Source organism: Facklamia hominis CCUG 36813, assembly GCF_000301035.1.
Lineage (GTDB): Bacteria > Bacillota > Bacilli > Lactobacillales > Aerococcaceae > Facklamia > Facklamia hominis.
This window is the reverse complement of sequence record NZ_JH932292.1, coordinates 195,115-220,152: the sequence shown is the minus strand read 5'-3', so window position 1 is coordinate 220,152 and position 25,038 is coordinate 195,115. Positions and strand designations below refer to the sequence as shown.

At 37.1% G+C, this 25,038-nt stretch carries 20 protein-coding genes; all 20 read right to left on the bottom strand.

Going from position 1 to position 25,038, the window contains the following annotated elements; translation table 11 throughout:
- Window positions 1-4: 4 nt before the first annotated feature.
- Window positions 5-589, bottom strand: a complete 585-nt coding sequence (gene ruvA, locus HMPREF9706_RS01085; protein ID WP_006907497.1) for a Holliday junction branch migration protein RuvA — start codon at window positions 587-589, stop codon at window positions 5-7.
- On the bottom strand, window positions 589-1,026 hold the full coding sequence (gene msrB / locus HMPREF9706_RS01080) for a peptide-methionine (R)-S-oxide reductase MsrB (RefSeq protein WP_006907496.1): 438 nt from the start codon (window positions 1,024-1,026) through the stop codon (window positions 589-591). Before msrB ends, ruvA begins: the two co-directional genes overlap by 1 nt.
- Window positions 1,019-2,935 carry a DNA mismatch repair endonuclease MutL gene (gene mutL, locus HMPREF9706_RS01075; RefSeq protein ID WP_006907495.1) on the bottom strand — a complete coding sequence of 639 codons (1,917 nt, stop codon included), beginning with the start codon at window positions 2,933-2,935 and terminating at the stop codon, window positions 1,019-1,021. The genes msrB and mutL overlap by 8 nt, the downstream gene beginning before the upstream one ends.
- Window positions 2,936-2,938: 3 nt before the next feature.
- Window positions 2,939-5,548, bottom strand: coding sequence for a DNA mismatch repair protein MutS (gene mutS, locus HMPREF9706_RS01070; protein ID WP_006907494.1), 2,610 nt, complete (start codon window positions 5,546-5,548; stop codon window positions 2,939-2,941).
- A 150-nt stretch (window positions 5,549-5,698) separates the two neighbouring features.
- Window positions 5,699-7,258 carry a ribonuclease Y gene (rny, locus tag HMPREF9706_RS01065; protein WP_006907493.1) on the bottom strand — a complete coding sequence of 520 codons (1,560 nt, stop codon included), beginning with the start codon at window positions 7,256-7,258 and terminating at the stop codon, window positions 5,699-5,701.
- Window positions 7,259-7,434: 176 nt separating this feature from the next.
- Window positions 7,435-8,496 (bottom strand): recombinase RecA, encoded by a 1,062-nt coding sequence (gene recA, locus HMPREF9706_RS01060; protein WP_006907492.1) that lies wholly within the window; start codon window positions 8,494-8,496, stop codon window positions 7,435-7,437.
- A gap of 62 nt (window positions 8,497-8,558) precedes the next feature.
- Window positions 8,559-9,701, bottom strand: a complete 1,143-nt coding sequence (locus tag HMPREF9706_RS01055) for a CinA family protein (protein WP_006907491.1) — start codon at window positions 9,699-9,701, stop codon at window positions 8,559-8,561.
- Window positions 9,702-9,891: 190 nt separating this feature from the next.
- A complete protein-coding gene (pgsA, locus tag HMPREF9706_RS01050) occupies window positions 9,892-10,473 on the bottom strand; it encodes a CDP-diacylglycerol--glycerol-3-phosphate 3-phosphatidyltransferase (protein ID WP_006907490.1) in 582 nt (193 codons plus the stop codon).
- Window positions 10,474-10,475: 2 nt separating this feature from the next.
- On the bottom strand, window positions 10,476-11,507 hold the full coding sequence (locus tag HMPREF9706_RS01045) for a helix-turn-helix domain-containing protein (protein WP_006907489.1): 1,032 nt from the start codon (window positions 11,505-11,507) through the stop codon (window positions 10,476-10,478).
- A gap of 79 nt (window positions 11,508-11,586) precedes the next feature.
- Window positions 11,587-12,618, bottom strand: coding sequence for a signal recognition particle-docking protein FtsY (gene ftsY, locus HMPREF9706_RS01040; protein WP_006907488.1), 1,032 nt, complete (start codon window positions 12,616-12,618; stop codon window positions 11,587-11,589).
- Window positions 12,619-12,633: 15 nt separating this feature from the next.
- Window positions 12,634-13,440: a Cof-type HAD-IIB family hydrolase gene (locus HMPREF9706_RS01035; protein ID WP_006907487.1), complete on the bottom strand. Its 807-nt coding sequence runs from the start codon at window positions 13,438-13,440 to the stop codon at window positions 12,634-12,636.
- Window positions 13,441-13,560: 120 nt separating this feature from the next.
- The gene (gene smc / locus HMPREF9706_RS01030; protein ID WP_006907486.1) at window positions 13,561-17,112 is read right to left on the bottom strand and encodes a chromosome segregation protein SMC; all 3,552 of its coding nucleotides are present in this window, start codon (window positions 17,110-17,112) and stop codon (window positions 13,561-13,563) included.
- Complete coding sequence (gene rnc / locus HMPREF9706_RS01025; RefSeq protein ID WP_006907485.1) at window positions 17,113-17,817, bottom strand: ribonuclease III; 705 nt, start codon at window positions 17,815-17,817, stop codon at window positions 17,113-17,115. It abuts the gene before it with no gap.
- Window positions 17,818-17,931: 114 nt separating this feature from the next.
- Window positions 17,932-19,713, bottom strand: coding sequence for an oligopeptide ABC transporter substrate-binding protein (locus tag HMPREF9706_RS01020; RefSeq protein ID WP_006907484.1), 1,782 nt, complete (start codon window positions 19,711-19,713; stop codon window positions 17,932-17,934).
- Between the two features lie 88 nt (window positions 19,714-19,801).
- Window positions 19,802-20,731 (bottom strand): ABC transporter permease, encoded by a 930-nt coding sequence (locus HMPREF9706_RS01015; RefSeq protein WP_006907483.1) that lies wholly within the window; start codon window positions 20,729-20,731, stop codon window positions 19,802-19,804.
- 11 nt (window positions 20,732-20,742) lie between these two features.
- Complete coding sequence (opp4B, locus tag HMPREF9706_RS01010; protein WP_006907482.1) at window positions 20,743-21,705, bottom strand: oligopeptide ABC transporter permease; 963 nt, start codon at window positions 21,703-21,705, stop codon at window positions 20,743-20,745.
- A 1-nt stretch (window position 21,706) separates the two neighbouring features.
- Complete coding sequence (locus HMPREF9706_RS01005) at window positions 21,707-22,669, bottom strand: ATP-binding cassette domain-containing protein (RefSeq protein ID WP_006907481.1); 963 nt, start codon at window positions 22,667-22,669, stop codon at window positions 21,707-21,709.
- Window positions 22,669-23,679 carry an ABC transporter ATP-binding protein gene (locus HMPREF9706_RS01000; protein ID WP_006907480.1) on the bottom strand — a complete coding sequence of 337 codons (1,011 nt, stop codon included), beginning with the start codon at window positions 23,677-23,679 and terminating at the stop codon, window positions 22,669-22,671. Before HMPREF9706_RS01000 ends, HMPREF9706_RS01005 begins: the two co-directional genes overlap by 1 nt.
- Before the next feature lie 40 nt (window positions 23,680-23,719).
- Window positions 23,720-23,968 (bottom strand): acyl carrier protein, encoded by a 249-nt coding sequence (gene acpP, locus HMPREF9706_RS00995; protein ID WP_006907479.1) that lies wholly within the window; start codon window positions 23,966-23,968, stop codon window positions 23,720-23,722.
- 67 nt (window positions 23,969-24,035) lie between these two features.
- Window positions 24,036-25,034, bottom strand: a complete 999-nt coding sequence (gene plsX, locus HMPREF9706_RS00990; RefSeq protein WP_006907478.1) for a phosphate acyltransferase PlsX — start codon at window positions 25,032-25,034, stop codon at window positions 24,036-24,038.
- Window positions 25,035-25,038 lie beyond the last annotated feature (4 nt).

Genomic DNA, 25,038 nt, shown 5'->3' with positions numbered 1-25,038 from the left:
TTTTTTATTTAATTAATAATTTAAAGGCAAAGCTTAGCCCAGCTTGACTATTTTCAAATTTCTCCTTTTTCAATTGCGGTAAAATTCGATCAATCTCTTTAACACGATACCCCAATCCTAGCAAAGCCTGCTTCACTTCCTCTATGATGGCATCCGTATCATGAGTTGGTTTTGTATTTTCAGTTTGATCCAAGGATAGCTTACCTTGCAAGTCAAGTATCATTTGTTGAGCTGTTTTCTTACCTACACCAGGAAACTTCATCAAATACTTAGCATCCGCTTGATCAATCGCATTGACCAAACCTTGGTGGTCATCTAAAGCCAAGATTGATAAGGCGCTCTTAGGTCCAATTCCCGATACCTTATTCAACATCAGAAATAGATCTTTTTCAGCTTGATCCTTAAAGCCATATAACATCATACTATCCTCACGCACCACTAATTCCAAGAAGACTTTGATCGATTGCTTAAGCGACTCTTGCCAGCGAAAGGGGTTTGCACAGAATATTTGATAGCCAATTCCTCCCACTTCGACCACTAAGAAAGTCGCATGTATCTGAGTGAGTTCTCCACAAATATATTGATACATTATTTTACCACCGACTTATATTCGCCATAACCAGCTTGGTCCATTTCTTCATAGGGAATAAATTTTAACGCAGCGGAATTAATGCAATAGCGCAATCCTCCACCTTCTTTAGGTCCATCGGGAAAAACATGGCCTAAATGCGATTCTGCATCTCTTGATCGAACTTCAGTGCGCGGAACAAACAATTTATAATCTGCATGTTCTGTTAAAGCATCAGGACTAATCGGACGACTAAATGATGGCCAACCACAGCCAGCATCAAACTTTTCCGATGATGAAAATAAAGGCTGCCCTGAAACAATATCAACATAAATCCCTTTTTGATAAAACTGATCATACTGTCCCGTAAAGGCTCTTTCAGTTCCCCCTTCTTGAGTCACATGATAAGCCTGTGGGTCTAAATTTGCAATTTTTTTTTGATAATCTGCTTTAGTCATACTCTCTACCTCCTTGATGGCTATCCATAATTCGCTTAAATAATTTTTCAATCGTTTGTTGATTAAATTCAACAAATACCGGTCTACCATGTGGACAATGATAAGGATCTTTCAAATACTGCATTTCCTTAATAAGTGTCTCGGCTTCTTGATTTGATAAATGATGATTAGCCTTAATCGCCCCTCGACAGGATTGCATAATCAATGATGCTTCTTTGAGATCTCTTGGTGATAGATCCGGCTGACTAGCTAAGCGTTCAATAATCTCCGGAATGAGTGTCTCTAGCTCATCAGCCTCAAGCCAAATAGGATAATATTCTAATTGATAACTCCGCAAACCAAAGGGTTCCAGTTCTAATCCCATGGCACGAAGCTTAGATTCGTTCTCAAGAAATAAGGCATCCAAATTCGGATCAAACTGAAACACCATGGGTATCAATAGACTTTGGTGCTGGTTTGGATCAATTTCTTGACTCATAAACATTTCATAGCGAATCCGTTCCTGGGCCGCATGTTGATCGATCAAATAGAAGCCTCGCTCAGATTCCGCAATTAAATAACTACCATGAATCTGGCCAACATACCTTAATTGATTGAAGTCAATTCTAGCACCGTCATGACCACCGACTGATGTTATTTTATTTTGTCGGTTTGATTGATCAAGAGCATTCTCTTCAATTTTTTCGAATTTCCGAAAGTCATTAAGTGAAGCATTTCTTTCCTTATCCATCATATTTGTATCTTCATTTACATAGTCCTTAGCCCTTTCAAAATTCGAAGCAAGCGTTGAAAACGAGTTAGTAGGGTCAACGGATTTTCCCTTAGCTAGACTTTCATCCAGCGTCATGGTCTTGTTGGTTATTTTCTTAGAATTAGCTGCTTTGAATAAGCTATCACCCGCTTCCGGAACAGTTCGAGTATGGTTCAGACGCTCTTGACAAACCTGCGTTAATAAATGACAGAGTTCATCTTCCTTAGAAAGTCGAATTGTCTGTTTTCTTGGATGAACATTGACATCCACTAATTGAGGATCTAACCGAATTTGAATTATTGCTAACGGAAAGCGACCAATCATTAATTGCTTGCCATAGGCTTTCAAAAGAACATTGGTCAAAAGAGAGCTTTTTACAGGGCGTCCATTCACCATCCAGTGGATCGCTGATCGACTGGCTCGAGTCAATTGTGGGGGTGAAATATACCCTTCTAATGAAAAATCTTTATCTTTTGCTGAAATTTCTAGCATCTGACGAGCAATCGAAGGTTGATAAACATTGGCAATGGCTTGTAAAAAATCACCCTTGCCATTCGTACTTATTATATTTTGTCCATCATTGCTTAATTTGAAGGAAATACCTGGATAAGCTAAAGCTAAATCTTGAATAATATTTAAACTATGTCTCAATTCTGTTTTAAGAGAGGCCAAGTGCTTCAATCGAGCGGGAGTGTTATAAAATAAGTCCTTTACCTCAACGATACATCCTTTTATGGGAGGACAAACACCTTGATCAATTATGTTAGAATCTTCCAAATAAACATAATAGCCTTGATGAGTATCTGCTTGATTCAATCCTGAAGCTATTCGTAGGCGTGCTACAGAAGATATCGAAGCCAAAGCCTCTCCCCTAAAACCTAAAGAATGGATATGAAATAAATCATGAACATTAAATATTTTAGAGGTAGCATGAGGCAAACAGGCCATTAATAAATCAGCTTGATCCATACCTGAACCATTATCAGTAACTTTGATCGATTGAATACCTGATTGGATAAGTTGAATATCAATTTGGTCAGCTCCGGCATCAATCGAATTTTCTACCAACTCTTTTACCACGGAGGATGGGCGTTCGACGACTTCACCAGCCGCAATTTGATTGGCTAAGGCGGTAGTCATTTGTTTTATATTGGCCATGAATTACTCCTCCTTTTTGGCTTGATTAAGTTGATTTTTCCATTGGGCTAATCGATTTAATGCTTCTAAAGGTGTTAATTGATTAAGATCTAACTTCTCAAGCGATGACTCTAACCATGTTGATTTGATTTTCTTAGCTGGTTGAGCTCTTCTGATGACACTATCTTCATTATTTTTAGCATTTTTTGACCAAAGATGATGTGCTTTTTCTTCTAATTCATCTAACACTTCTTGACTATGGTCTAATAATTCATCCGGCATACCAGCTAGTCTCGCTACATGAATCCCGTAGGACTTATCTGCTGGCCCTTTTAGAATCTTATAAAGAAACACTAAATTTCCATGTTCCTCAACTGCTCCAACATGAATATTAACTAAAGCAGTGAGCCGATCTTCCAAGTCCACTAACTCATGATAGTGGGTTGAAAAAATTGTCATTGCTTCAACCTTTTGACAGATATAGTAAAGAATCGCTTGAGCTAGAGCAATGCCATCAAAAGTAGCCGTACCACGACCAATCTCATCAAATAAAATCAAAGACCGATTAGTGGCGTTGGCCAACGCATAGTTTGTCTCAATCATTTCAACCATAAAGGTTGATTGACCAGCGGATAGGTCATCTGAAGACCCAATTCTTGTAAATATTTGATCAACAAGCGGTAACCTAGCTTTTTTTGCTGGAACAAAACAACCAATTTGATTCATAATGACTGCATAAGCTACTTGGCGCATATAGGTTGATTTACCAGACATATTAGGCCCGGTCAATAATAGAACAAATTGGTCTGGCGTTAGTGATAAATCATTGGCCACAAATGATTCTGACCCGATTAATTGTTCCAAAACTGGGTGTCTAGATTCCACTAATTGAACATCTTTCGGACAATCACTGATTTCAGCTTGAACATAGTGATTGGATTCACTTAAGCTGGCAAAACCTGCTAATACATCCAAACTCGCCAAATTCCTTGCCAATTCCTGAAGAGCTTCCTTATATTGATTGATTTTTTCACGAAGATCAATAAATAGCGCATATTCTAATTGAACCGACTTTTCTTGGGCTTGTAAGATTCGTTCTTCCATAGACTTCAATTCTTCCGTGATAAATCGTTCAGAATTTGCTAAGGTTTGTTTTCGAATATACCTTTCATCATCAAGTTGACCTGCTTGAAGACGAGATATCTCTATATAGTAACCAAAGACTTTATTGTAGCCAACTTTTAAAGTCTTTAGGCCAGTATGCTGTCTTTCTCTTTCCTGTAGGTCTAATAACCATTCTTGCCCATGCTCAAGTGCCTGGTGATAGTCATCTAACTCTTCATCATAGCCTGTGCGGATAAACCCTCCTTCAGTAATAGAAATAGGCGGATCATCAACCAAAGCTTGATCTAATAAGATTCTTAACGATGTAAAATCATTGAGTAAAACGAAGGGTTCTCTTCCATTTTGTTGGATATCTTGGTTAATTGACTCCAACGCTTTATTAATCGCTGGCAAAGCCACTAAGCTTCTTTTTAATTGGGTCATCTCTCGAGCATTGACTGATTGCATAGAGATTTTTGTAACCAATCGCTCTAAATCATAGACTTTTTTTAAATGTTCTTGGATATCTAGGCGGGCAAAATAGTGGTCCATTAAGGCTGAAACCTTCAGATGACGGTCCATTAAGGGTTGCTTGAATAGTAAGGGTTTATCTAGCCACTGATGAAGTAAACGCCCCCCCATCGCAGTTTGAGTCTGATCCAATAGCCATAATAGTGAGCCCTTTTTCTTTTGAGTTCGTAATGACTCTGTTAATTCTAATTGACTTTTTGTATAGGGGTTCATCTGTAGATACTGACTTAATTCATAAGATTGAACTTTCTGCATATGATCTAAACTTTGTTTAGCAGTAGCATAAAGATAAGCTGATAAATAATCTAGCACTTGACTTTGATCTTCAATTTCCACTCCTTGATCAGATTCCATTTCTAAAATTGAAGGCGAATTTTCATCAGATTTATGGAAAGCAGAAGGATATGCTTTGGTCTTGCTTTTCAATTCATTAAAAGCTTGCTCATCTAGCCCATTATAGTCTTCTGGATCGTAAACCCACTCGGAAGGATCAATTGTTTGAAATTCACTAATACATTGAGTCCAATCCTTCGTCGATGTTATCCGACTTTCCCCAGTTGAAAGATCGCAATAAGCCAAATAATAAGTAGACTGACACTTAAATAAAGTGATTAAATAGTTATTTTCTTTCTGACTGACTGCATTCTCAACTAAGATCGTTCCTGGTGTAATGACTTTAACCACATCACGTTTAACCATTCCCTTGGTCGAACGTGGATCTTCAAGTTGTTCACATATCGCAACCTTATATCCTTCCTTAACCAATCGCCGTATGTAATCCGTTGCAGAATGAAAAGGAACCCCACACATAGGAATGGGATCGTCCGCTTTTTTATTTCTAGAGGTCAGCGTAATCTCTAGAATACGGGAAGCTAGTAAAGCATCGTCGTAGAACATCTCATAAAAATCCCCTAATCGGAAAAAGAGAATGGTATCAGGATATTGATTTTTAATTGAAAAATATTGTTGCATCATAGGCGTTTCTTTTGATTTCGTCATTTAACCACTCTCATTTCTAAATCATCTGTTCGATGATCTTCGTATATATGTATTCCCTAATTTCCATTATATAAGATTTTTTCCTTAAGAGCTAATTTTCACTCAATATCTATTCATAATAAAAAGAGGTTGCATAGCAACCTCTTTTTATTATTTAGCATACTCTACGGCTCTAGTTTCGCGTATAACCGTTACTTTAATCTTACCTGGATATTTCATTTCATTTTCGATTCGTGTTTTAACTTCTCTAGCAAGAACAACTGCTTTAGCATCAGAAATTTGAGTCGGTTCCACCATCACTCGAACTTCACGTCCTGCTTGAATCGCAAAGGCCTTCACAACGCCTTTACTATCTGTTGCAATTTCTTCGAGTTGTTGTAATCGTCGAATATAGTTTTCATAAGACTCGCTACGCGCTCCCGGTCTAGCAGCTGATAAAGCATCAGCCACTGCTACTAACTCTGCGATTACAGATGTCGCTTGAGTATCTCCATGGTGAGAAGCAATCGTATTTACGACGACCTCTGGCTCCTTATATCGAATGGCAATTTCAGCACCTATCTCAACGTGCGAACCTTCAATTTCTTGATCTAAAGCTTTACCGATATCGTGCAACAGTCCGGCTCTCTTAGCTAAAACAACATCTTGATTTAACTCACCAGCCATCACACCAGCTAGCTTAGCTACTTCAATCGAATGTTTAAGCACATTTTGTCCATAAGACGTCCGATAAGCTAAACGTCCAAGAACTTTAATAAGATCAGGATGAAGCGAATGAATGCCCACCTCAAAGACAGCATCTTCTCCTACTTGGCGAATTTTTTCATCCATCTCCTTACGAGCACGTTCCACCATCTCTTCAATTCTAGCTGGATGAATTCGACCATCTTGCATTAGTTTTTCCAATGCGATACCAGCAATTTCACGACGTATCGGATCAAAACCACTCAAAACGACCGTCTCAGGTGTATCATCCACAATCAAATCAATCCCTGTTAGGCTTTCAAGTGTACGAATATTCCGACCTTCTCGTCCTATAATTCGCCCTTTCATATCGTCATTTGGTAGATGAACCACCGTAATAGAATTTTCGGTGACGATATCTGTTGCAGAACGCTGAATCGCTTGTAGAATAATACTTTGAGCATTACGATCAGCTTCATCTTTAGCTTTTTGATCAGCATCACGAACCATAATTGCTATTTCATTTGAAAGCTCAGCTTCTGTCTCATTTAATACAATCTGTTTTGCATCATCTCGAGACATTTGAGCTACTTTTTCTAATTCAGCTTTTTGCTTTAAAAGAGTCTCTTCAATTTCAACTTCTTTTTGAGCAATTGCTTCTTTTCTTTCTAAGTAGTCAGCTTCTTTATTTTCTAATAGGCTTTCTCGATTATCCAGATTATTACTCTTTTTATCCAAATTTTCTTCTTTTTGTATGAGACGATTTTCAAAACGCGTTGCTTCTTGACGGCGTTCTTTTAATTCCGTCTCGATCTCATTACGATATTTAATATTTTCTTCCTTCGCTTCAAATAAAGCTTCACGCTTTAAAATTTGAGCTTGATTAATAGCATCATTCACAATAGCATCTGCATTTTCTCGTGCACCTGCTATTCTTTTTTGATCAATAAATCGTTTTATCCAATATCCAATCGTAATTCCAATGATTAAGGTAAGGCTAGCGAAGGCGAAAGACATAAAATCCATGAGTATCACCTCCGTAATATTTAATTTTTCATGCTAATTGACTAAACATAAACTGGTGGTTTCCCACACTCTTAATAATACGTTTATTACTAAGAAGTGTCAAATACTTATGCTTGTATTAAAAAAAATATAATTAAAAAAATCGCATGCCCTAAAGCATGCGATTAATCATTCAACTAGATATCCAACAGCGTCTGTTCATCTACTTCATCGGATAAAAGTTCATTTTCTTTACTATTAGAAGTCCCACTCATATTAAAATGTTGACGAACTAACCCTTCAATCTCATCTTTCAAATTAGGATTATCTAATAAATATTGTTTGGCATTCTCACGCCCCTGACCAATCCGTTCTTCATGATAGGAGTACCATGAACCTGCCTTGTTAATAATATCCAGGTCAGCCGCCATATCTACCAATTCACCAACTTGTGAGATTCCTTGACCATAGATGATATCCACTAGGGCCTCCTTGAAAGGTGGGGCCATTTTATTTTTAACAATTTTTATCCGTGTGCGGTTACCGTAAGCATCTCCATTTTGTTTTAAAGTTTCTTGTCGCCGTACTTCCATTCGAATGGAAGAATAGAACTTTAGAGCGCGACCGCCAGGTGTCACTTCTGGGTTACCAAACATAACACCGACTTTTTCTCGAATTTGATTGATGAAAAAAGCAATCGTTTTGGTTTTATTAATCGATCCAGATAATTTTCGCATAGCTTGTGACATTAAACGTGCTTGCAAACCAATATGAGAGTCTCCCATTTCTCCTTCAATCTCAGCTCTTGGAACTAATGCTGCAACTGAATCGACGACCACGATATCAATGGCACCAGACGATACTAATGCATCGGCAATCTCTAATCCTTGCTCACCCGTGTCCGGTTGTGATAATAAAAGATTATCTACATCAACACCTAATTGTGCAGCATATGTTGGATCTAAGGCATGCTCTGCATCAATAAAAGCAGCCAGGCCACCATTTTTTTGCACCGAAGCAATCGCATGAAGGGCTACAGTTGTTTTACCTGAAGATTCCGGACCATAACATTCAATGATTCGTCCTCTTGGGTAGCCACCAATACCTAAGGCCACATCTAAGGCCAAGGAGCCAGAAGGTATCGTTTCGACTTTAACATCGGCTTGTTCACCCAAGCGCATAATAGCCCCTTTACCAAAATTTTTTTCAATATTTTTTAAGGCCTGATCTAAGGCTTTTTGACGATTTGCATCTACCATATTCTTCCTCCACTTCTCTGTCTAAGTATATTTTACCATTTATTAAAATTATTTCAATCAGTTTAAGAACATTTGTTCGATAATATTTTTTGAGCTAATAAGAGTAAGGCCTGTCGACAGGCTCTTATCCGAACTTGATTTCTATCATTAAAATTAAATTGGTACTTATAAGATTCAACTTCATGCCCCTTTTGGGCAATCCCAATAAAAACCTGACCGGCAGGGTGTCCCATGTCTCCCCCCGGACCTGCTACACCTGTCAAAGATAGTCCAAAATCTGACTGTGTTTTTGTTTGAATTGCTCGAGCCATTGCTTTAGCACAAGCATGACTATAGACATGATCGCCTATGGTCAATTGATTATCAATACCTAGCAGTACATCTTTCATGATACTTTGATAGACAACCATGCCCCCTTTTAACACTTGACTGGCTCCAGATACCATGACTAACCGACTAGACACTAAGCCTGCTGTGAGACTTTCTGCCGTTGAAATGGTTTGATGCCTTTGACTCAACCGTCTAACAAGCCACTCCTCCAAAGAAAAATTATTTCCAGAAGCAAGATAATTTTGAGGGAACAATTGACTCATTTTATCGATAAAATTTGTTGTATTAATCGGCTCAAAGAGTAAGAGCTGCATGATTCCTTTGTCTTCCATAATCAACCATTTATTTACTTCAAAAATCTTTAACTGAGAAAGAATTTTTTCCTGAAAAGATGACTTATTATCCGTCAAAAAATTTAAACACTTCATCTGAGACGGAGCATTCCAAGTCATAAAATCTTTTAAAATAGCCATGATCGATTCATTAAATAACTGATCCTCTATATTAGAAACATTTGGCAATAAATAAATATTCTTAAGAGATTCTGAATTATTTTCTCCAATAAATGCCCTAACTACCTGATTCTGTTCATTTACAAAAGCGATTGAAAAATGTTTTAGAAAATAATGATTCTGAAGAATATCGAAAATTAAAGAACCATCATTTAAGATTTCCGATCCAATTATTAGCATTAAATCATATTCAGTGGACAATAATGATAGTTGTTCCATTAGGATTTGCGGATTATCTTTAATATATTGGAAGGAAAATTCAATTCCATTTTCAGATATTGCTTTTATGGTTTTAACCTCCTGCTTAGCGGCTATTTTTCGCTTATCAGACTCAGCGGATAACTTAATAACTATTGCCTTCATATAACCTCCTAATATTAGATATTCTTTCCCATTACAATTGCGCTATTTTATTAGATACCATGCTTTTACTCATGATTGAATTGTTATACCTTATCGGATTCTACCAAATTCAATATATGAGTAGCTAATAGGAAACTTTAATATTATATGTTTAAAAAGGCCATGACCTATGGTCATAGCCTGTTCTTTACTAAATAGTATTGGAAAAGACTGAACGACCTTTCCAAAAATAATCGATCCCAGAATAAATTGTAAATATTAAGCACAAGTAGATAAGGAGTTTTGCCATTGAAAATGGTAAAAAGTGAAAGCCCAAGTCATGCCAAAGGTAAAATAAAATAGCAAACATTTGGGTAAATGTCTTTACCTTTCCAGGCCATGCTGCAGCTAAAACACGCCCATTTTGTTGAGCTAAAAGAACACGTAAACCTGTTACCAATAGCTCACGACTGACAATAATGATACAAATCCATGCAGATAAGTCACCTCTAGCCACTAACAATACTAAGGCTGCTATAACGAGCAGCTTATCTGCCATCGGATCAAAAAATATGCCAAATTGAGTAATTAAATGATATTTACGAGCGAGATATCCATCAAGATAATCCGTAAAAGAAGCGATGGCAAAAAGTAAACCAGCTATAAAATCAATACAGGGTAGTGTCTGATTCCACAATGTAATCTCTCCTAAGTCAATATTCAGCGTTAGTAAGAGAACAAAAACTGGAATACATCCCATTCGAAATAATGTTAGACGATTCGCAATGTTCATTCCTAACGACTCCTTCTATTGGCTGGATCGTAAACCGCTGGTCCTTGGAATCCGGTTGTTGAACTAGGTTCACTATTTTCAGTTGAAGTTAGCTCAACCGCATTCTCTTGTGAACTTTCCTGATGATCTGATGAATCAGTTTGATCATTAGCAATAAATTTGATCGAATATGGAACGCTAGGGTCTACTTCCACCGTTTGACCATTTACCGCAAAACTTCCTCCTTGAGGATATCCAATCTCTAGACGAATCTCTTTTACAGGCTTATCAACCACGTAATCAAAACTTTCACCTTGATTAACCGTTCGATCCTCAACCATTTGACCATCTTCATAGATGCCTAACCATACAAAGCCTGTTGCATTTAAAGTAAATGTATAGTCTTTCCAGTCATCTTCCAGTTTATAAGTCTTTTCTTCCCCAGGATTTGAAACAAGACTAATCACCGCTGGACCTACTCGCATTTGATTTTCTGCCAAATCACCTGATGAAGCATCTTCTGTCGTTGATTCATCCTCTTTCGTCGACTCTGGGTGTGAGTCGGGCTCTACCGGTTGAACAACACTGGTTTCAGTTTTAGTCATGGAATCCATATCCGAATCATTTTTCGATAGATCCCGAATTGCTAAAGCTAGGATAATAATAATTAAGATAATAATAAAAGTTAAGATAAATAAAGGGATATAAGACAAAATCATCTCTAATTGACTACGATCATTCAAAGAATGTCTAGCCTTCACACGACTTGGAAGTCGATCTTGATCTTGATCATCTAGAGAGCTTGAGACTGGTTTACTGGTTACATCAAGTTCAGATTCGTAATCTTTTAGTAATTGATCTCCATCTAAGCCTACCATATCTGCATACTGCTTAACAAAAGCTCTGATATAAAAATTACCAGGAATTTCATCATAACGGCCTTCTTCCAAAGCTTGAAGGTATTTTTTTTGAATTTTAGTCATCTGCTGAAGTGTATTCAGCGTATATCCTTTATTCACTCGTGCTTCTCTAAGTCGAGTTCCTAATTCGCTCATCACCATTACTCCCTTTTTTACATGATCAAGAATATTATAGCATAGCTTCTATGGATCATCTAATAGATTATTGCTTCATTTAAGCATTGATATCTTTATTTTCAATGAGATCTTTTATCAACGAATACATATACTTTTCAGCATCAAATGGCTGTAAGTCAGTTGCTTGCTCACCTAAACCAATAAATTTCACTGGAATATCTAATTCATAACGAATTGATAAAATGACTCCACCCTTTGCTGTACCATCTAACTTGGTTAGCACAAGACCCGTAATTTCTGTCGCGTCATTAAATTGCTTTGCTTGAGTTAATGCATTTTGGCCCGTTGTTGCATCTAAAACTAATAAGACCTCTTGAACGCCGTTTGGATTTTCACGTTCAATGATTCGTTTCATTTTGGCTAATTCATTCATTAGATTTGCCTTCGAATGAAGTCGACCAGCAGTATCAACCAACAAATAATCGTAATGTTCTTGATTAGCTAATTTTACTGCATCAAAGACTACAGAAGCAGGATCACTTTTTTCTTGACCAGTAACAACTGGAATTCCTAAACGATCCGCCCACACAGTTAATTGCTCCGTAGCCCCTGCCCTAAAAGTATCCCCCGCAGCTAATAAGACCTTTTTCCCTGCATTCTTTAGCTGATAGGCAATTTTTCCGACAGAAGTGGTCTTTCCAACGCCATTAACACCCACAAATAAAATGACACTTGGCCCATCTGAATTTTCTGTTAATGCAACTGAATCGTTACCTTCTTTTTCATAGATGGCCACCATTTCTTCAAGCATGACCCGCTTAACATCTTCAATCTTATAGACATTTTGATCTTCTACTGCTTGACGAATTGCATCACTTAAAGCCAAAGTCATATCAAAACCTACATCTGCACTAATTAGGCACTCTTCTAATTCATCATAAAAAGAATCATCAATCTCGCGCCAACCAGTAAATAATTGACTAATCTTTTCACCAAATGACTGACGCGTATTCTCTAAACCTTTATCATATTTTTCTAAAACTAATTTTTCTTCTTGGTCAGGTGTTTGATTTTTTATCACCTTGTCTTCACCAGTAAATGCTCGTTTAATTCGATCTAATAATCCCATAATGGCCTCCAATCTTTAAATAAAATGATCCAATGCATAAGCTACACCAGCTTGATTATTGGACTTTGTAACAAAATCAGCAATCTCTTTCAACCGATCGTCTGCATTTTCCATTGCCACGCCGATTCCGGCTACTTGAAGTAGATCCATATCATTTAATTGATCCCCCAAAGCAAGGACCTCTTTCATTGAGATCGATAAATAATCCCCTAATCGTTTCAGTGTCTGTGATTTTGAAACTCCTTTTGCCATCACTTCTAATTGAAAAGGATGCGATAAACAAATGGAATAATCATCCCATAAATGTCTGGGGATTCTAGCCATTTGTTGCTTTAAAAAACTCGCTTCAGCTGTCACTACAAATTTTAAGAAAATCTGATCTTCACTGAAATCATCAAAGTTTTTCTTTTCAAAAGGCGCATTAGGAAAGGCCTTGCGATACAAATTGGGACGGCCAGGAATAATTTTTGGCGATTCATAAATAGTATCTAACGTGAGTGCGTTGAGTGGCATATCAAGCTCATCCATTAGCTGTTTGAAAAATTTTAAATCAGACAGAGAAAGATGATTTTGATAGATCAGTTTCTTTTGATCCAAGCGATATAACACTGCGCCATTATAAATAATTAAATACTCTTCCGAGACAACAGGACCTAATAAGTCAATAATTGGCTTAGCGGTAAATAAAGGACGTCCCGTACAGATAACCACTTTTATTCCCAATGATTTTACTCGTTGGATGGCTTTTATATTTTCAAGATCCACGCCTTTTTCATCATTTAAAAGTGTCCCATCTAAATCTATTGCCACTAATTTTATCATACGATACAATCCATTCCTTTTCAAAAGACACGATCATCCAATCTAATGCTTCTAATTATATCATAGAAACTTTTAAAAAGGCGCGCTATTTCTAGCACGCCCTTAAATTTATTGTTCTTATTAAGCATTGAATTGTGCTAATTTAACTGAGGCCAATTTGGAGATCCCGGTCTCCTGCATGGTTACTCCATATAAACTATCCGCATACTCCATAGTACCTTTACGATGCGTTATCACAATAAACTGTGTTCGATGGGCAAAATTCTGTATATATTGTCCATAACGATACACATTCGCATCATCTAAGGCTGCCTCAACCTCATCCAAAACAACAAAGGGGACAGTTTTTGTCTGTAAAATGGCAAAAAGCAGCGCAATCGCAGTTAAAGCACGTTCTCCCCCTGAAAGTAATGCTAAATTCTGTTTCTTTTTACCAGGAGGTTGCGCCACAATATCAATTCCAGTTACTAGTAGATCCTTGGGATCAGTTAACTCTAAATAAGCTCTGCCGCCTCCAAATAAAGCGACAAAAGTTTGCTTGAATTGATGGTTAATTGCTTCAAAGGCTATCTTAAAACGACTCTCAACTTCTTGATCCATCTCATCCATCGTTGCTTGCAATTGATCCATCGCTTTCAAAAGATCTATTTCTTGAGCTTTCATGGCATCGTATCGATCCTGCAATCCTTGATAATCTTGAAGTGCTTGAAGATTTACAGGTCCCAACTGTTCAATTTCTCGCCTTAAACGCTTCACCAAATCCTTAGTCTGTTTAACGTTCTCAATCGGTTTGGATTGAGCCTTAGCTGCTTCAAAGGAGATTTGATAAGCTTCACTTAAATACGTTAACTGTTGATCCATGGATCGATCATACTGATCAACGCTAGCTTGAAGATGTGCTTCTTCTTGATACAACTTCTGAAGCTTTGCTTCAAGGTCTTTTTCATTTTCACGATCTGCTTGTAATTCTCCATTAAGCGACTTGCGCTGAATTTTCAAGTTTTCAATAGCATCTTTAGATTGAACTAGAGTCTGTTCCTCTCTCTGGATAAGCTGACTAAGGGTTCGTATTTTTTCATGCAGTTGATTAATTTGTTCTTGACTTGATCGATTGCTCTCTTGATTTTCTTCGAGTTGATTAGCTAACTTCTCAATCGAATGTTTCAGCCCTTCCAATTGTTTATTTTCTTGCACCAACTGCATATTCTTAACGGCCAATTCTGTCTTCATACTATTCGATTGATTTAAAAGAGAATCTAGCTTCGCCTGTTTTTGACCTTGATCCGTCTGCCAATTTTTTAAAGCTTGATTTCCTGCATCAATTTTTGCCGTAAGTTGATCTAAGGTCTGTAAATTGGCCTTATATTGTTCTTTTTCTCGTTCAAATTCAGTTTTAGCCATTTCAAAATCATCTTTTTTTATGGCTAATTGTAAGTCTTTTTGTTCTTTTTGATTAATTATCTGTTCCCTTTGGCTGCGTAAACTTTCTAATTCTGATAAAAGATCTTGTATTTTTTTCTCACTTTGTTCTCGTCTATTCAAATTCTCTTGTTGCTTTTGCCGATAGTTCGTGATCAGTTCTTTAACATCTTTCAATTGTAACCGATCCTGTTTCAAAGCTTCTTCAAGTTGAGTTAATTGACTTTGTCGGCTTAATACAGAACTTCTTTTATGATGATTCTTACCACCAGTCACTGCCCCTCCAGGAAGGATTAAATCACCTTTTAAACTGACGATTTTTGCTTGTTGATTAACTGCTTTTGCTAAAAATTGTGCAGATTCTAAATCTTTAACGACGATGCATGTACCTATAAGCTGTTCAACTATCGCTCGATTTTCTTTTGAACTACTTACCAAATCACTTGCTAATCCGATAAATCCCAGATTCTGCTGAGCTTTGTTTAATTGATAGTCAGCTATTTTACGTCCTTTAATATTGCTCCGAGGTAAAAAGGTTGCGCGTCCTGCTTGATTCTTTCGTAACAACTGAATCGCTGAACGTGCTGCATGGTCATCTGTAACAATAATATTCTGTAAGCTCGCTCCCAGTGCAATATCAATGGCCTCTTGATAAATCGGATCAACATGAATAGCATCCGCTACTGTCCCTTCGATACCTTGAAGCTGATCACGATGTTGCATTACAAAACGTACACCTTGATGATAGCCAGCATAATCTTCTTGCAATTGAAGCAAAGATTGATATTTTGCACTTGACATTTGATAGCTTTCTTGCAATTTATAGAAAAATTGCTCCTTTTTATGCAAATCTTCTGATAATTCTTTAAGTACTAAATCACTTTCACTTAAGTCTTTTTTCATTAAAATATGATCCTGTTGAATGATCTTCATTTTCGCTTCTAGCTGATTTAACACTTCATCCCATTCTTCAAAAAGATTGTGAACATTCTCCTGTGCCTCTTCAATATTATGCTTTTTCTGTAAGAAACGTTGTTGAAGTTGATCAAATTGATTCACTTGATTTTTATAATGACTCTCCTGACGATAATAATCAAATAAATCAGATTGAATATCTTCCTCATTCTTTGATTCCGTATTGTTGATCACTTGAATCTGACTTTTTAGATCGGTCATTTTCAACTCAAGTGATTGAATATCAAGCGTCAATTGTTCTATCTGTTCTTCCTGTACTATGCTTGTATGTTGATAATCAGTCAGTTGACTTTTTAATGCTTCTTTTTGCTCGCTCCGATCATCTTGGCTTAACTTGGCATAGCGGAGGTCTTGCTGTAATATTTGTAACTGCGCTTTTCTTTGTTCCAATAATTTCGCCTGGTCCTGAATCGCAAGGCTTTTCTCATCAATTGTTTCAATTAAACGATCTAACTGATTTTGATTTGACATTAAAGTTTGATCTATTTTTTGTTTTTGATCTGCCAAACTTTGTAATTGTTCATGGCAGATTTTTAATTCCATTTGCCCTTGCTCCCAAGCTTCTTTATTTTGAGCAATTTCAAAAGCATATAAGGATAATTCTTGATTTTTTAATAATTGGGATTTTTCTTGATAAATTAAAGCTGTATCATACTGTAATTTGAGGGGTTCCAATTGACTATTTAATTCATGGAGAATATCTCGTAACCTCGACAAATGGTCTCTGGACCTTACTAACTTTCTTTCCGCTTCAGTTTTTCGAACCTGATATCGTTGAACACCGGCTGCTTCCTCAAAAATTCCCCGTCTTTCTTCCGGCTTACTGAGAAAAATAGATTCGACTTTCCCCTGGGAAATCATAGCAAAGGAATTCCGTCCAATTCCGCTATCTAATAGCAAGTCCGTAATGTCTTTTAAACGAACTGGTTGCTTATTAATAAAATATAGACTATCTCCATTTCGATGATATTGACGGCAAATGGCAACTTCATTTTGGTCATAATCGAGATAACGATCTTCGTTATTCAAAATCAAAGTTACACTGGCATAATTAACAGCCTTTTTAGCTTGAGATCCATTGAAGATCACATCTTCCATTTTACTTCCCCGAAGACTCTTAGCCGATTGCTCTCCTAAAACCCAGCGAATCGCTTCCGATAAATTTGATTTTCCAGAACCATTAGGTCCTACGATCGCAGTCATTCCCTGATCAAATTCAATACTTGTCTTGTTAGCAAAAGATTTGAAGCCTGACATTTCAATTCTTGATAAATACACCTAATTATCTTTCCCTTCAAGATAAACTTTAATCCCTTCTTTAGCAGCTAGCATTTCAGCATCTTTTTTTGAATATCCACTCGCCTTAGCAATTGTTTTGCCTTCTAATGAAAGACTTACTGTAAATAGTTGATGATGAGCTGGACCTGATTTTTCAAGGAGTTGGTATTCAATTTTAACACTTCCATTTTCTTGAACCAATTCTTGAAATTTCGTCTTATAATCTTGCTTTGCACTTTTTAAAAAATGTTGATGCTTAGATAAGAAAAGTTGATTCAAAAATGCTTGGCAAATATCAATTCCCTGATCAAGATATAAAGCTCCTAAAAAAGCTTCAAAACAATCTGATAATAATGAATCCCTTTGATTAGAATGACTGGCCAATTCTCCCTTTCCTAAGCGTAAATAGTCCTCAAAATGCATACAACGTGCTAAATGAGCCAGACTATCTTCACGAACAAGCTGAGCTCGCATACGAGATAATGTCCCTTCAGGCTCATTGGGATAAGTATTAAATAAAAAATTGGAAACTAATATTTCCAAGACCGCATCACCTAAAAATTCTAGCCGTTCATTGGAGCCAATGGCAATTAATCGTCTATTTTCATTGACATAGGAAGTATGATAAAAAGCCTGCTGGCATAAATCCTTATTATTAAATTTAATTTTAAATTGATCTTTTAAAAAAGCGTGTAAAGATTGCATAGTAACCTCATCTTCTTTCTTATACTGAAGTTATTTTACCAAATTTCCTGTACTTGCACAAAACTATATGCAAAAAAAGTGACTGGATTGCCCAGTCACTTTTAAAAATAGAACCTATTCAGCTATTGGTTTATCTGCTGTTACATAAATATCTGACCATTCTAGGTGAGAACCAATTTGGATATCCCAGTTAGAAACACGATTATTTACTGCAGTAAGAGTCGTAGACCAGAAAGTAGGAATGATTGGTAACTCTTCATGCATCAATACTTGCCAATCATTGAAGGCTTTCTTTCTAAATTCTTCGTCAAAGGAATCTGACGAATTAATACGATCTAAAATCTCATTGTGTTCATCTGTTTCCCAACGAGGGAAGTTAAACATCGCTTCTGGACCATACAATCCAGTTGGGTTAGGATCTCCTCCCATACCCCATGCTCCACCGAATACATTAACGGCTGGATCATCTTCACCATTAGATCCAACACGTTCATAGAAGGAGTTGAATTCATGAAGCTTACCATCTAATAATTCAATATCAATTCCAACTGCTTGCCAAGATTGAATATAGTACTGTGCAATAGCCTCTTGAACAGAGTTCCCGGACATAGCTGCATAAGATAGTTTGAATTTTTCACCCTTTGGATCTTCAACGAAACCATCGCCATCGGTGTCTTTAAATCCTGCATCGGCTAATGTTTGCTTAGCTGCTTCTGGATTAAATTCATAAGCTTTAGCCTCTGGATTCAAATACTCCGTAAAGTTTGGTGTAATAGGTGCTGTAGCTACCTTTTGAATGCCATGATAGAAATTATCAGAAACAGCTTGTAAGTCAATCGCTTGAGCCATTGCCTGACGTAAAGCTTTTTGACTAGTTACTAGATCAGGATCATAAACTACTTTTCCATTTTCTTTATCCCAGGTACCCATCTTAAAGCCAATGTAACTATATGAGTTAGAAATTGCTCCTAAAACTGTAAAGTTTTTAGCATCTTGGAATTGTTCATAATCAGACGAAGAAACACTAGCAACATCAATGTTTCCTGCTTTTAATTCCGCAACAACAGATGATGGATTGACTACCTTCAAGATCACCTTATCAACACCTGGACGATCTTTATAATAATATTCATTGACCGTATAAGTTACAGATTCACCAGGTTGAATGGACTCAATCTTAAATGGACCGAATCCAATCGGTTTAACCCGTACTTCTTCAGAATCTTCCAAGTCTTTTACTGGAATATCTTCTAGATAGTGTTTTGGTTCGATATATGAAGAAACGCCGCCACCTGCTTGAGTCATTGAGTTAGGAAACTCTTTATAATGAACAACTAAAGTATAATCATCAACTTTTTCAAGACCTGAAATTTCATCGGCTTCACCATTATGGTATTCTTCCATACCTTCAACATTCTCAAAATCTGAGCCATAACGGATTCCAGTATAGTCTGGATGTCCAATCACATAATATGGGAAAATTACATCCTCGATTGTAATTGGTTCCCCATCTTCCCATTTTTCACCTTCCGGAATGGTAATGGTCGCTGTCTTTGCATCTTTATCCAACTCAACCTTTCCAAAACCAGATTCATCGAAATGGAAGTTTTGGTCATAGCCAAATAATCCTGGGTTAAAGTAATTAATAACTTCTGAGTCTGGTTGACCTGAATAGAGCATATTGTTTAAAACACCCGCGAATGGTGTATCAGAAGTTAAAGCAACGTTTAATGTAGCTCCTTCAACCTTTTCACCTTCATTTGTCACACTTGGTGAAAAATCAAGACTTTCAGCTTCTTCCGCCGAAATTAAGCCTGTAGCTGCTGATAAAACTGTAGCTGATAACGTTACTGTTGTTAACAAGCTTGTAAATAATTTTCTAAATGACTTCTTCATTTGCAACCCTCCAAATTAGTGATTGATTGTATTATAACTAAAGTATTAAAAATAGGCAAGTATGTTTTAATATTTTTTTAATTTATTATTAACCACGACGTTGTTTTGAATTGGCAATTCGTTGGAAAGCTTGTCCAATATAGTTAATAGCAAGCATCATCACAAGAACTAATAAAGTTGCTGGAAGCCATACCCAGGTTTTATTTTGAATAATATCTGGTGTCCGCGCATATCCAATTAATGTCCCTAAGGAAGGTGTTCCAACCGGCAAACCAAATCCTAAGAAAGATAGCCCCGTTTCAAGACCAATATTCCCCGCAAAAGAAAGCGTCAAATTAGTAATCATTAAAGATGACAGGTTTGGTAATAGAGAAGTCAGCATAATCTTCCAATCTCGCGTCCCCATGGTCTTAGATGCTTGAATATAGTCCTTAGAAGCCTCAGATAGTGAAGCGGTACGTACTAGCCTTGTCTGCCCCATCCAACCAAAGCACGAGATAATCCAAATCAAAGTCCATGGATCAAATCGTTTTACAATAGTAACCACCACGATAATAATCATTGTTGTTGGTAAAACGATCAAGAAGTCCACAATCCGCATGATTAAATTATCAACATGATTTCCATAATAACCTGCAATTAGTCCAATGAGGGTTCCAAAAGCTGCCGTTAAAATGGTAACCGCCCAAGCAATCGTTAGAGAGTTTCGGGTTCCTAAAATTAATTGATGCAAAACATCACGACCAGCATCGTCCGTTCCTAAAATAAATCCATCCGTCCCTGGTTGTTTATAACGGTCAAAAATATTAACCAATGAGGCTTGAGATTCATCAATAAAGAATGGTCCAATAACTGCCATTAGAATGATGATTAAAAGAATTACTAATGAGATTAAAGCAATCTTATCCTTAGCAAATTCTCTAACCACTACTTCCCACCCCATCGGTGGTTTAGATACGGCTTGATTGTCCTCCAAAACTTCTTCTTGTAATGGTATTTGAGTATTATTTTCTGCCATTAAAATCCCTCCTATTTAATCCGAATACGTGGGTCTACGAAGACCATGATGATATCCGATAGTAATGAACCTAAGAGAGTCATCAAGCCATAAAGCAAAGTAATGGCTAGCATCACTGAGAAATCTCGTAAATTGATTGATTCTACAAACAATAAGCCCATTCCAGGATAAGTAAAGACAGTTTCTGTAAATACCGAACCACCTAAAAGACCGGTAATGGTAAATCCAAAGAAAGCTGCAATTGGTAGGATTGAATTTCTAAAAATATGTTTACGATAAATCACTGACTCAGGAACACCCTTAGCTCTGGCTGTACGCACATAATCTTCTGACTTAGCGTCAATCACACCCGTTCTAAGATATTGAATCGTTGAGGTAGTTGACAATAAGGCCATTGTGATCGCTGGTAAAATAATATGATGCAATCTGGATAAGGCATAATCCAAAGTTCCAGGACTCATTCCCGGTGCAACTGTTCCTGTTGTTGGGAACCAGTGTAATGTGTAACCAAAAGCCCAGATCATAAAGAGTCCTAACACAAATGAAGGGATTGCATAGGTGATAAAGGTATATAAGTTAACTGCTTTATCAAAAAAGCTATTATTATAACGACCAGATAACAAACCTAGTGGCAATGCCAATAGATAGGAAAGGATAACGGTCAATAAAGACAACTGAACGGTCGGCATGATTCGTTGGCCAATGATATTCATAACTGGTTGACGGTGATGCCAAGAACGCCCTAAATCTCCATGTAAAATGTTACCAATCCAATCAAAATAACGGATATGCCAAGGCTTATTAAGACCTAGGCTTTCTCGCATAGCTGCAACTTGTGCTGCATCAATCGTCGGATCCATTAACCCTGTTAGGGCATCCCCAGGCATCATTGCTCCCAAAGCAAAAACAATAATGGATAAAATAAGAATCTGTGGAATCATGATTAAAATCCGTCTTAAAATTGTTTTCCACATATTATCTCACTCCTCCTTTTTCAACCTGTGACAGTTCTTTTAAAGCAACATAATGGTGATCATTAATCTTTTTAAGATCATAAACTTTCCCTTGCTCATCAAAATAGGTTGATGAATTTTGGCGATATTCTTTTTCTACTTTTAGGCGATTAATTTTATTTTCTTCACGATTATTTGGATCCACATGTGGAATGGCAGATAATAATCGTCGTGTATAAATATGTTGTGGATCGGCATAAATTTCATGATTGCGCCCGTATTCTGTAAAACGACCTCTGAACATAATCGCAATTTCATCAGACATATGTTTAACAACACCCAAGTCATGAGAGATAAACAAGTAGGACACATTATACTCTTGTTGAATTCGTTTCATAAAGTTTAAAACTTGTGCTTGAACTGATAAGTCCAGAGCAGACACTGGTTCGTCTGCAATGACTAATTTAGGATTTAAGGCAACAGCTCGAGCTACACCAATCCGTTGTCTTTGGCCTCCCGAAAATTCATGAGGATATTTACCTAAGGCATCTTGGGTTAAGCCAACAATTTCCAGAAGTTCGATTGATTTTCGCCATTCTTCATCCGGCGTCATCGAAGTAAAATTACGCATTGGTTCTGCTAAAATATCCCGAATCCTCTTTTTGGGGTCAAAGGATGATAAGGAATCCTGGAAAATCATCTGAACATTACGACGATATTCTGACCGTCGACTCGCGGCAGAATTAGATACATCCTGGCCTTCATAGATAATCTTACCCTCGGTTAATTTTTCTAAGCCAATAATCGCCTTACCGATAGTTGATTTACCTGAACCTGATTCTCCAACCAATCCATAAGTTTTACCGGCTTCAAAATGTAAATCTACGCCATCTACGGCATATACGTAATCGGTAATACGATTAAAAAATCCTGATCGAATAGGATAGTGAACTTTTAAATTTTCAATACTTAAGAATTCGCTCATTATTCACCCTCCTCTGGAAAATAAAAATCTTGATAACAAGTGCAACGAACGAAGTGTCCTGGTTCTACCTCGTGAAGTTCAGGATGGGCTTCATGTTTATCGGCAGATATCCAAGGAATTCGATCTGCAAAGCGACAACCCGTTCTTGGTAAATATTGTAATGCTGGAACTACTCCTTGAATCACATGTAAATCTCCTTTTTCGTCGACCATATCATTCGACTGAGGTATTGATTTAAGTAAGGAGCGAGTATAAGGGTGCAAAGGATTATTAAACAATTGCTCAACAGGTGCCAATTCTACAATTTGTCCTGCATACATTACTGCAACACGGTCTGCTGTTTCAGCTACAACACCTAAGTCATGAGTAATCAGAATAATTCCTGATTCAGTCTCATCTTGAATATCATTCAGCAAATCAAGAATCTGAGCTTGAATCGTTACATCCAAAGCGGTTGTCGGTTCATCAGCTATAATAATCGGAGGCTTACATGATAGCGCAATCGCAATGATCACCCGTTGGCGCATCCCACCGGATAACTCGTGAGGGTATTGTTTAACCATTCGTTCCGGTTTAGGAATCCCAACTTGATCTAATAATTCAAGAACTCTTTGTCGACGCTGGCTCTTATTTAGATTAGTATGATAATAGAGCGCTTCTTCAATTTGTTCGCCAATATTCATCAAAGGATTTAACGCAGCCAATGGATCCTGGAAAATCATCGCAATATCATTCCCACGAATCTTGTTAAAGTCTGACTCAGAATAATTAACTAAGTTATCTCCCTTATAATCAATTTCGCCTGTAATTCTAGTATTCAAGCGATCATGCAAGCCAACAATGGCTGTAGCAAGGGTTGATTTCCCACAGCCTGATTCTCCCACAATTGCGAGCTTTTCATTTCTAGCCAACGAGAATGAAACTCCGTCGACTGCATCATAATAGTCATCTTTAATTCTGAAGCCAACATGGACATCTTTGACTTCTAATAAAATTTCATTTGATTTCATTTCTAACCTCCTAGATTATATCAATCCTCAAAGTCATGCCTTACTGCTTGGCTACAAGTTGATCAATATAATCAACGGCATCTTTGATGTTATTGAGTTCTTCCATCTTCTCATCTTCAAACTCAATACCATAATGGTCTTCTAATTCCATCACAAATTCAACAACATCCAAAGAATCTGCACCAAGATCGTCAAATGTCATCGTTTCAGTGATTATTTCTTCATTAATGTCAAAACGTTCAGCAATTAGTGATTTAATGTATTCAAAGCTTGTATTCTCTTGAGACATTTTTTTCCTCCTCAATTAACGTTATCTCTCATTTTAACGATATTTTTCTAACCTGTCTATTATTATCTTAATTTTTATTGAAAATATTTTTCATCTTTTCAATTGCTTGCGATTGAACAATCTCTCGAGTTTGACGGATCGCATTAAAGATAGCTTGATCATCAGATGATCCATGAGCCTTCACAACAGCGTTGTTAACACCTAGTAAGACCGCACCACCTTGCTTAGAATCATCAAACTCAAGCGCCAATTGTTTTAAACGATCTTTAACTAAAAATGCCCCTACTTTCGTCTTTAAGCTAGATTGGACTAAGGCTTCTTTTAAAAGTTTAAAAATCGCCTTGGCTGTTCCTTCAAGCGATTTTAAAACAGCATTCCCAGTAAAGCCATCAGTAATCACGATATCAACATTACCAGTTAATAAATCTTTCGACTCAATATTCCCAACAAAATTTAAGGTTTGGTCCGCTTCTAATTGCTCATACACTTCTTTTCTTAATTTATCACCTTTGCCTGATTCTGCCCCATTGTTCAGTAAACTAATCCGAGGAGTCTCAATCTTTAAGACAGATTGAGCATATTGATTCGCTAAGAGTGCATGTTGATATAAGTAAATAGCTTTAGCATCAGCATTAGCTCCAGCATCCATCAAAATAAAATAAGGAGAAGATGGATTGATAGTTGGGATCAATGGCATTAATCCCGGCCTTTCAATCCCTTTTAGTCGTCCAATAATAAGTAAACCAGCGGCCAATAAAGCACCCGTATTCCCCGCTGATATCAAGGCATCTGCATGACCATCTTTAACAGCATATGCAGCCTTTACTAACGAAGAATCTTTCTTTTTACGGATTGTTTTTACCGGATCATCCTCACCTGTAATCTTCTCACTGGCATCCACAATTACTAAACGAGTCAAATCATCAAACTGAGACATCAGTTCTTCTTGTGGACCAAAGAGTGTAATTTCAATATCCGAATAAGTGGCCAGAGCCTGTTTAACTCCTTCAATTACTACTTCAGGAGCGTGATCTCCACCCATTGCATCAATTGCTAAACGTATCATACTT

Excerpts from the sequence above, each read along its gene's own strand:
- ruvA (WP_006907497.1), bottom strand. The coding sequence starts at position 589 with ATGTATCAATATATTTGTGGAGAACTCACTCAGATACATGCGACTTTC.
- msrB (WP_006907496.1), bottom strand. The coding sequence starts at position 1,026 with ATGACTAAAGCAGATTATCAAAAAAAAATTGCAAATTTAGACCCACAG.
- mutL (WP_006907495.1), bottom strand. The coding sequence starts at position 2,935 with ATGGCCAATATAAAACAAATGACTACCGCCTTAGCCAATCAAATTGCG.
- mutS (WP_006907494.1), bottom strand. The coding sequence starts at position 5,548 with ATGACGAAATCAAAAGAAACGCCTATGATGCAACAATATTTTTCAATT.
- rny (WP_006907493.1), bottom strand. The coding sequence starts at position 7,258 with ATGGATTTTATGTCTTTCGCCTTCGCTAGCCTTACCTTAATCATTGGA.
- recA (WP_006907492.1), bottom strand. The coding sequence starts at position 8,496 with ATGGTAGATGCAAATCGTCAAAAAGCCTTAGATCAGGCCTTAAAAAAT.
- HMPREF9706_RS01055 (WP_006907491.1), bottom strand. The coding sequence starts at position 9,701 with ATGAAGGCAATAGTTATTAAGTTATCCGCTGAGTCTGATAAGCGAAAA.
- pgsA (WP_006907490.1), bottom strand. The coding sequence starts at position 10,473 with ATGAACATTGCGAATCGTCTAACATTATTTCGAATGGGATGTATTCCA.
- HMPREF9706_RS01045 (WP_006907489.1), bottom strand. The coding sequence starts at position 11,507 with ATGAGCGAATTAGGAACTCGACTTAGAGAAGCACGAGTGAATAAAGGA.
- ftsY (WP_006907488.1), bottom strand. The coding sequence starts at position 12,618 with ATGGGATTATTAGATCGAATTAAACGAGCATTTACTGGTGAAGACAAG.
- HMPREF9706_RS01035 (WP_006907487.1), bottom strand. The coding sequence starts at position 13,440 with ATGATAAAATTAGTGGCAATAGATTTAGATGGGACACTTTTAAATGAT.
- rnc (WP_006907485.1), bottom strand. The coding sequence starts at position 17,817 with ATGCAATCTTTACACGCTTTTTTAAAAGATCAATTTAAAATTAAATTT.
- HMPREF9706_RS01020 (WP_006907484.1), bottom strand. The coding sequence starts at position 19,713 with ATGAAGAAGTCATTTAGAAAATTATTTACAAGCTTGTTAACAACAGTA.
- HMPREF9706_RS01015 (WP_006907483.1), bottom strand. The coding sequence starts at position 20,731 with ATGGCAGAAAATAATACTCAAATACCATTACAAGAAGAAGTTTTGGAG.
- opp4B (WP_006907482.1), bottom strand. The coding sequence starts at position 21,705 with ATGTGGAAAACAATTTTAAGACGGATTTTAATCATGATTCCACAGATT.
- HMPREF9706_RS01005 (WP_006907481.1), bottom strand. The coding sequence starts at position 22,669 with ATGAGCGAATTCTTAAGTATTGAAAATTTAAAAGTTCACTATCCTATT.
- HMPREF9706_RS01000 (WP_006907480.1), bottom strand. The coding sequence starts at position 23,679 with ATGAAATCAAATGAAATTTTATTAGAAGTCAAAGATGTCCATGTTGGC.
- acpP (WP_006907479.1), bottom strand. The coding sequence starts at position 23,968 with ATGTCTCAAGAGAATACAAGCTTTGAATACATTAAATCACTAATTGCT.
- plsX (WP_006907478.1), bottom strand. The coding sequence starts at position 25,034 with ATGATACGTTTAGCAATTGATGCAATGGGTGGAGATCACGCTCCTGAA.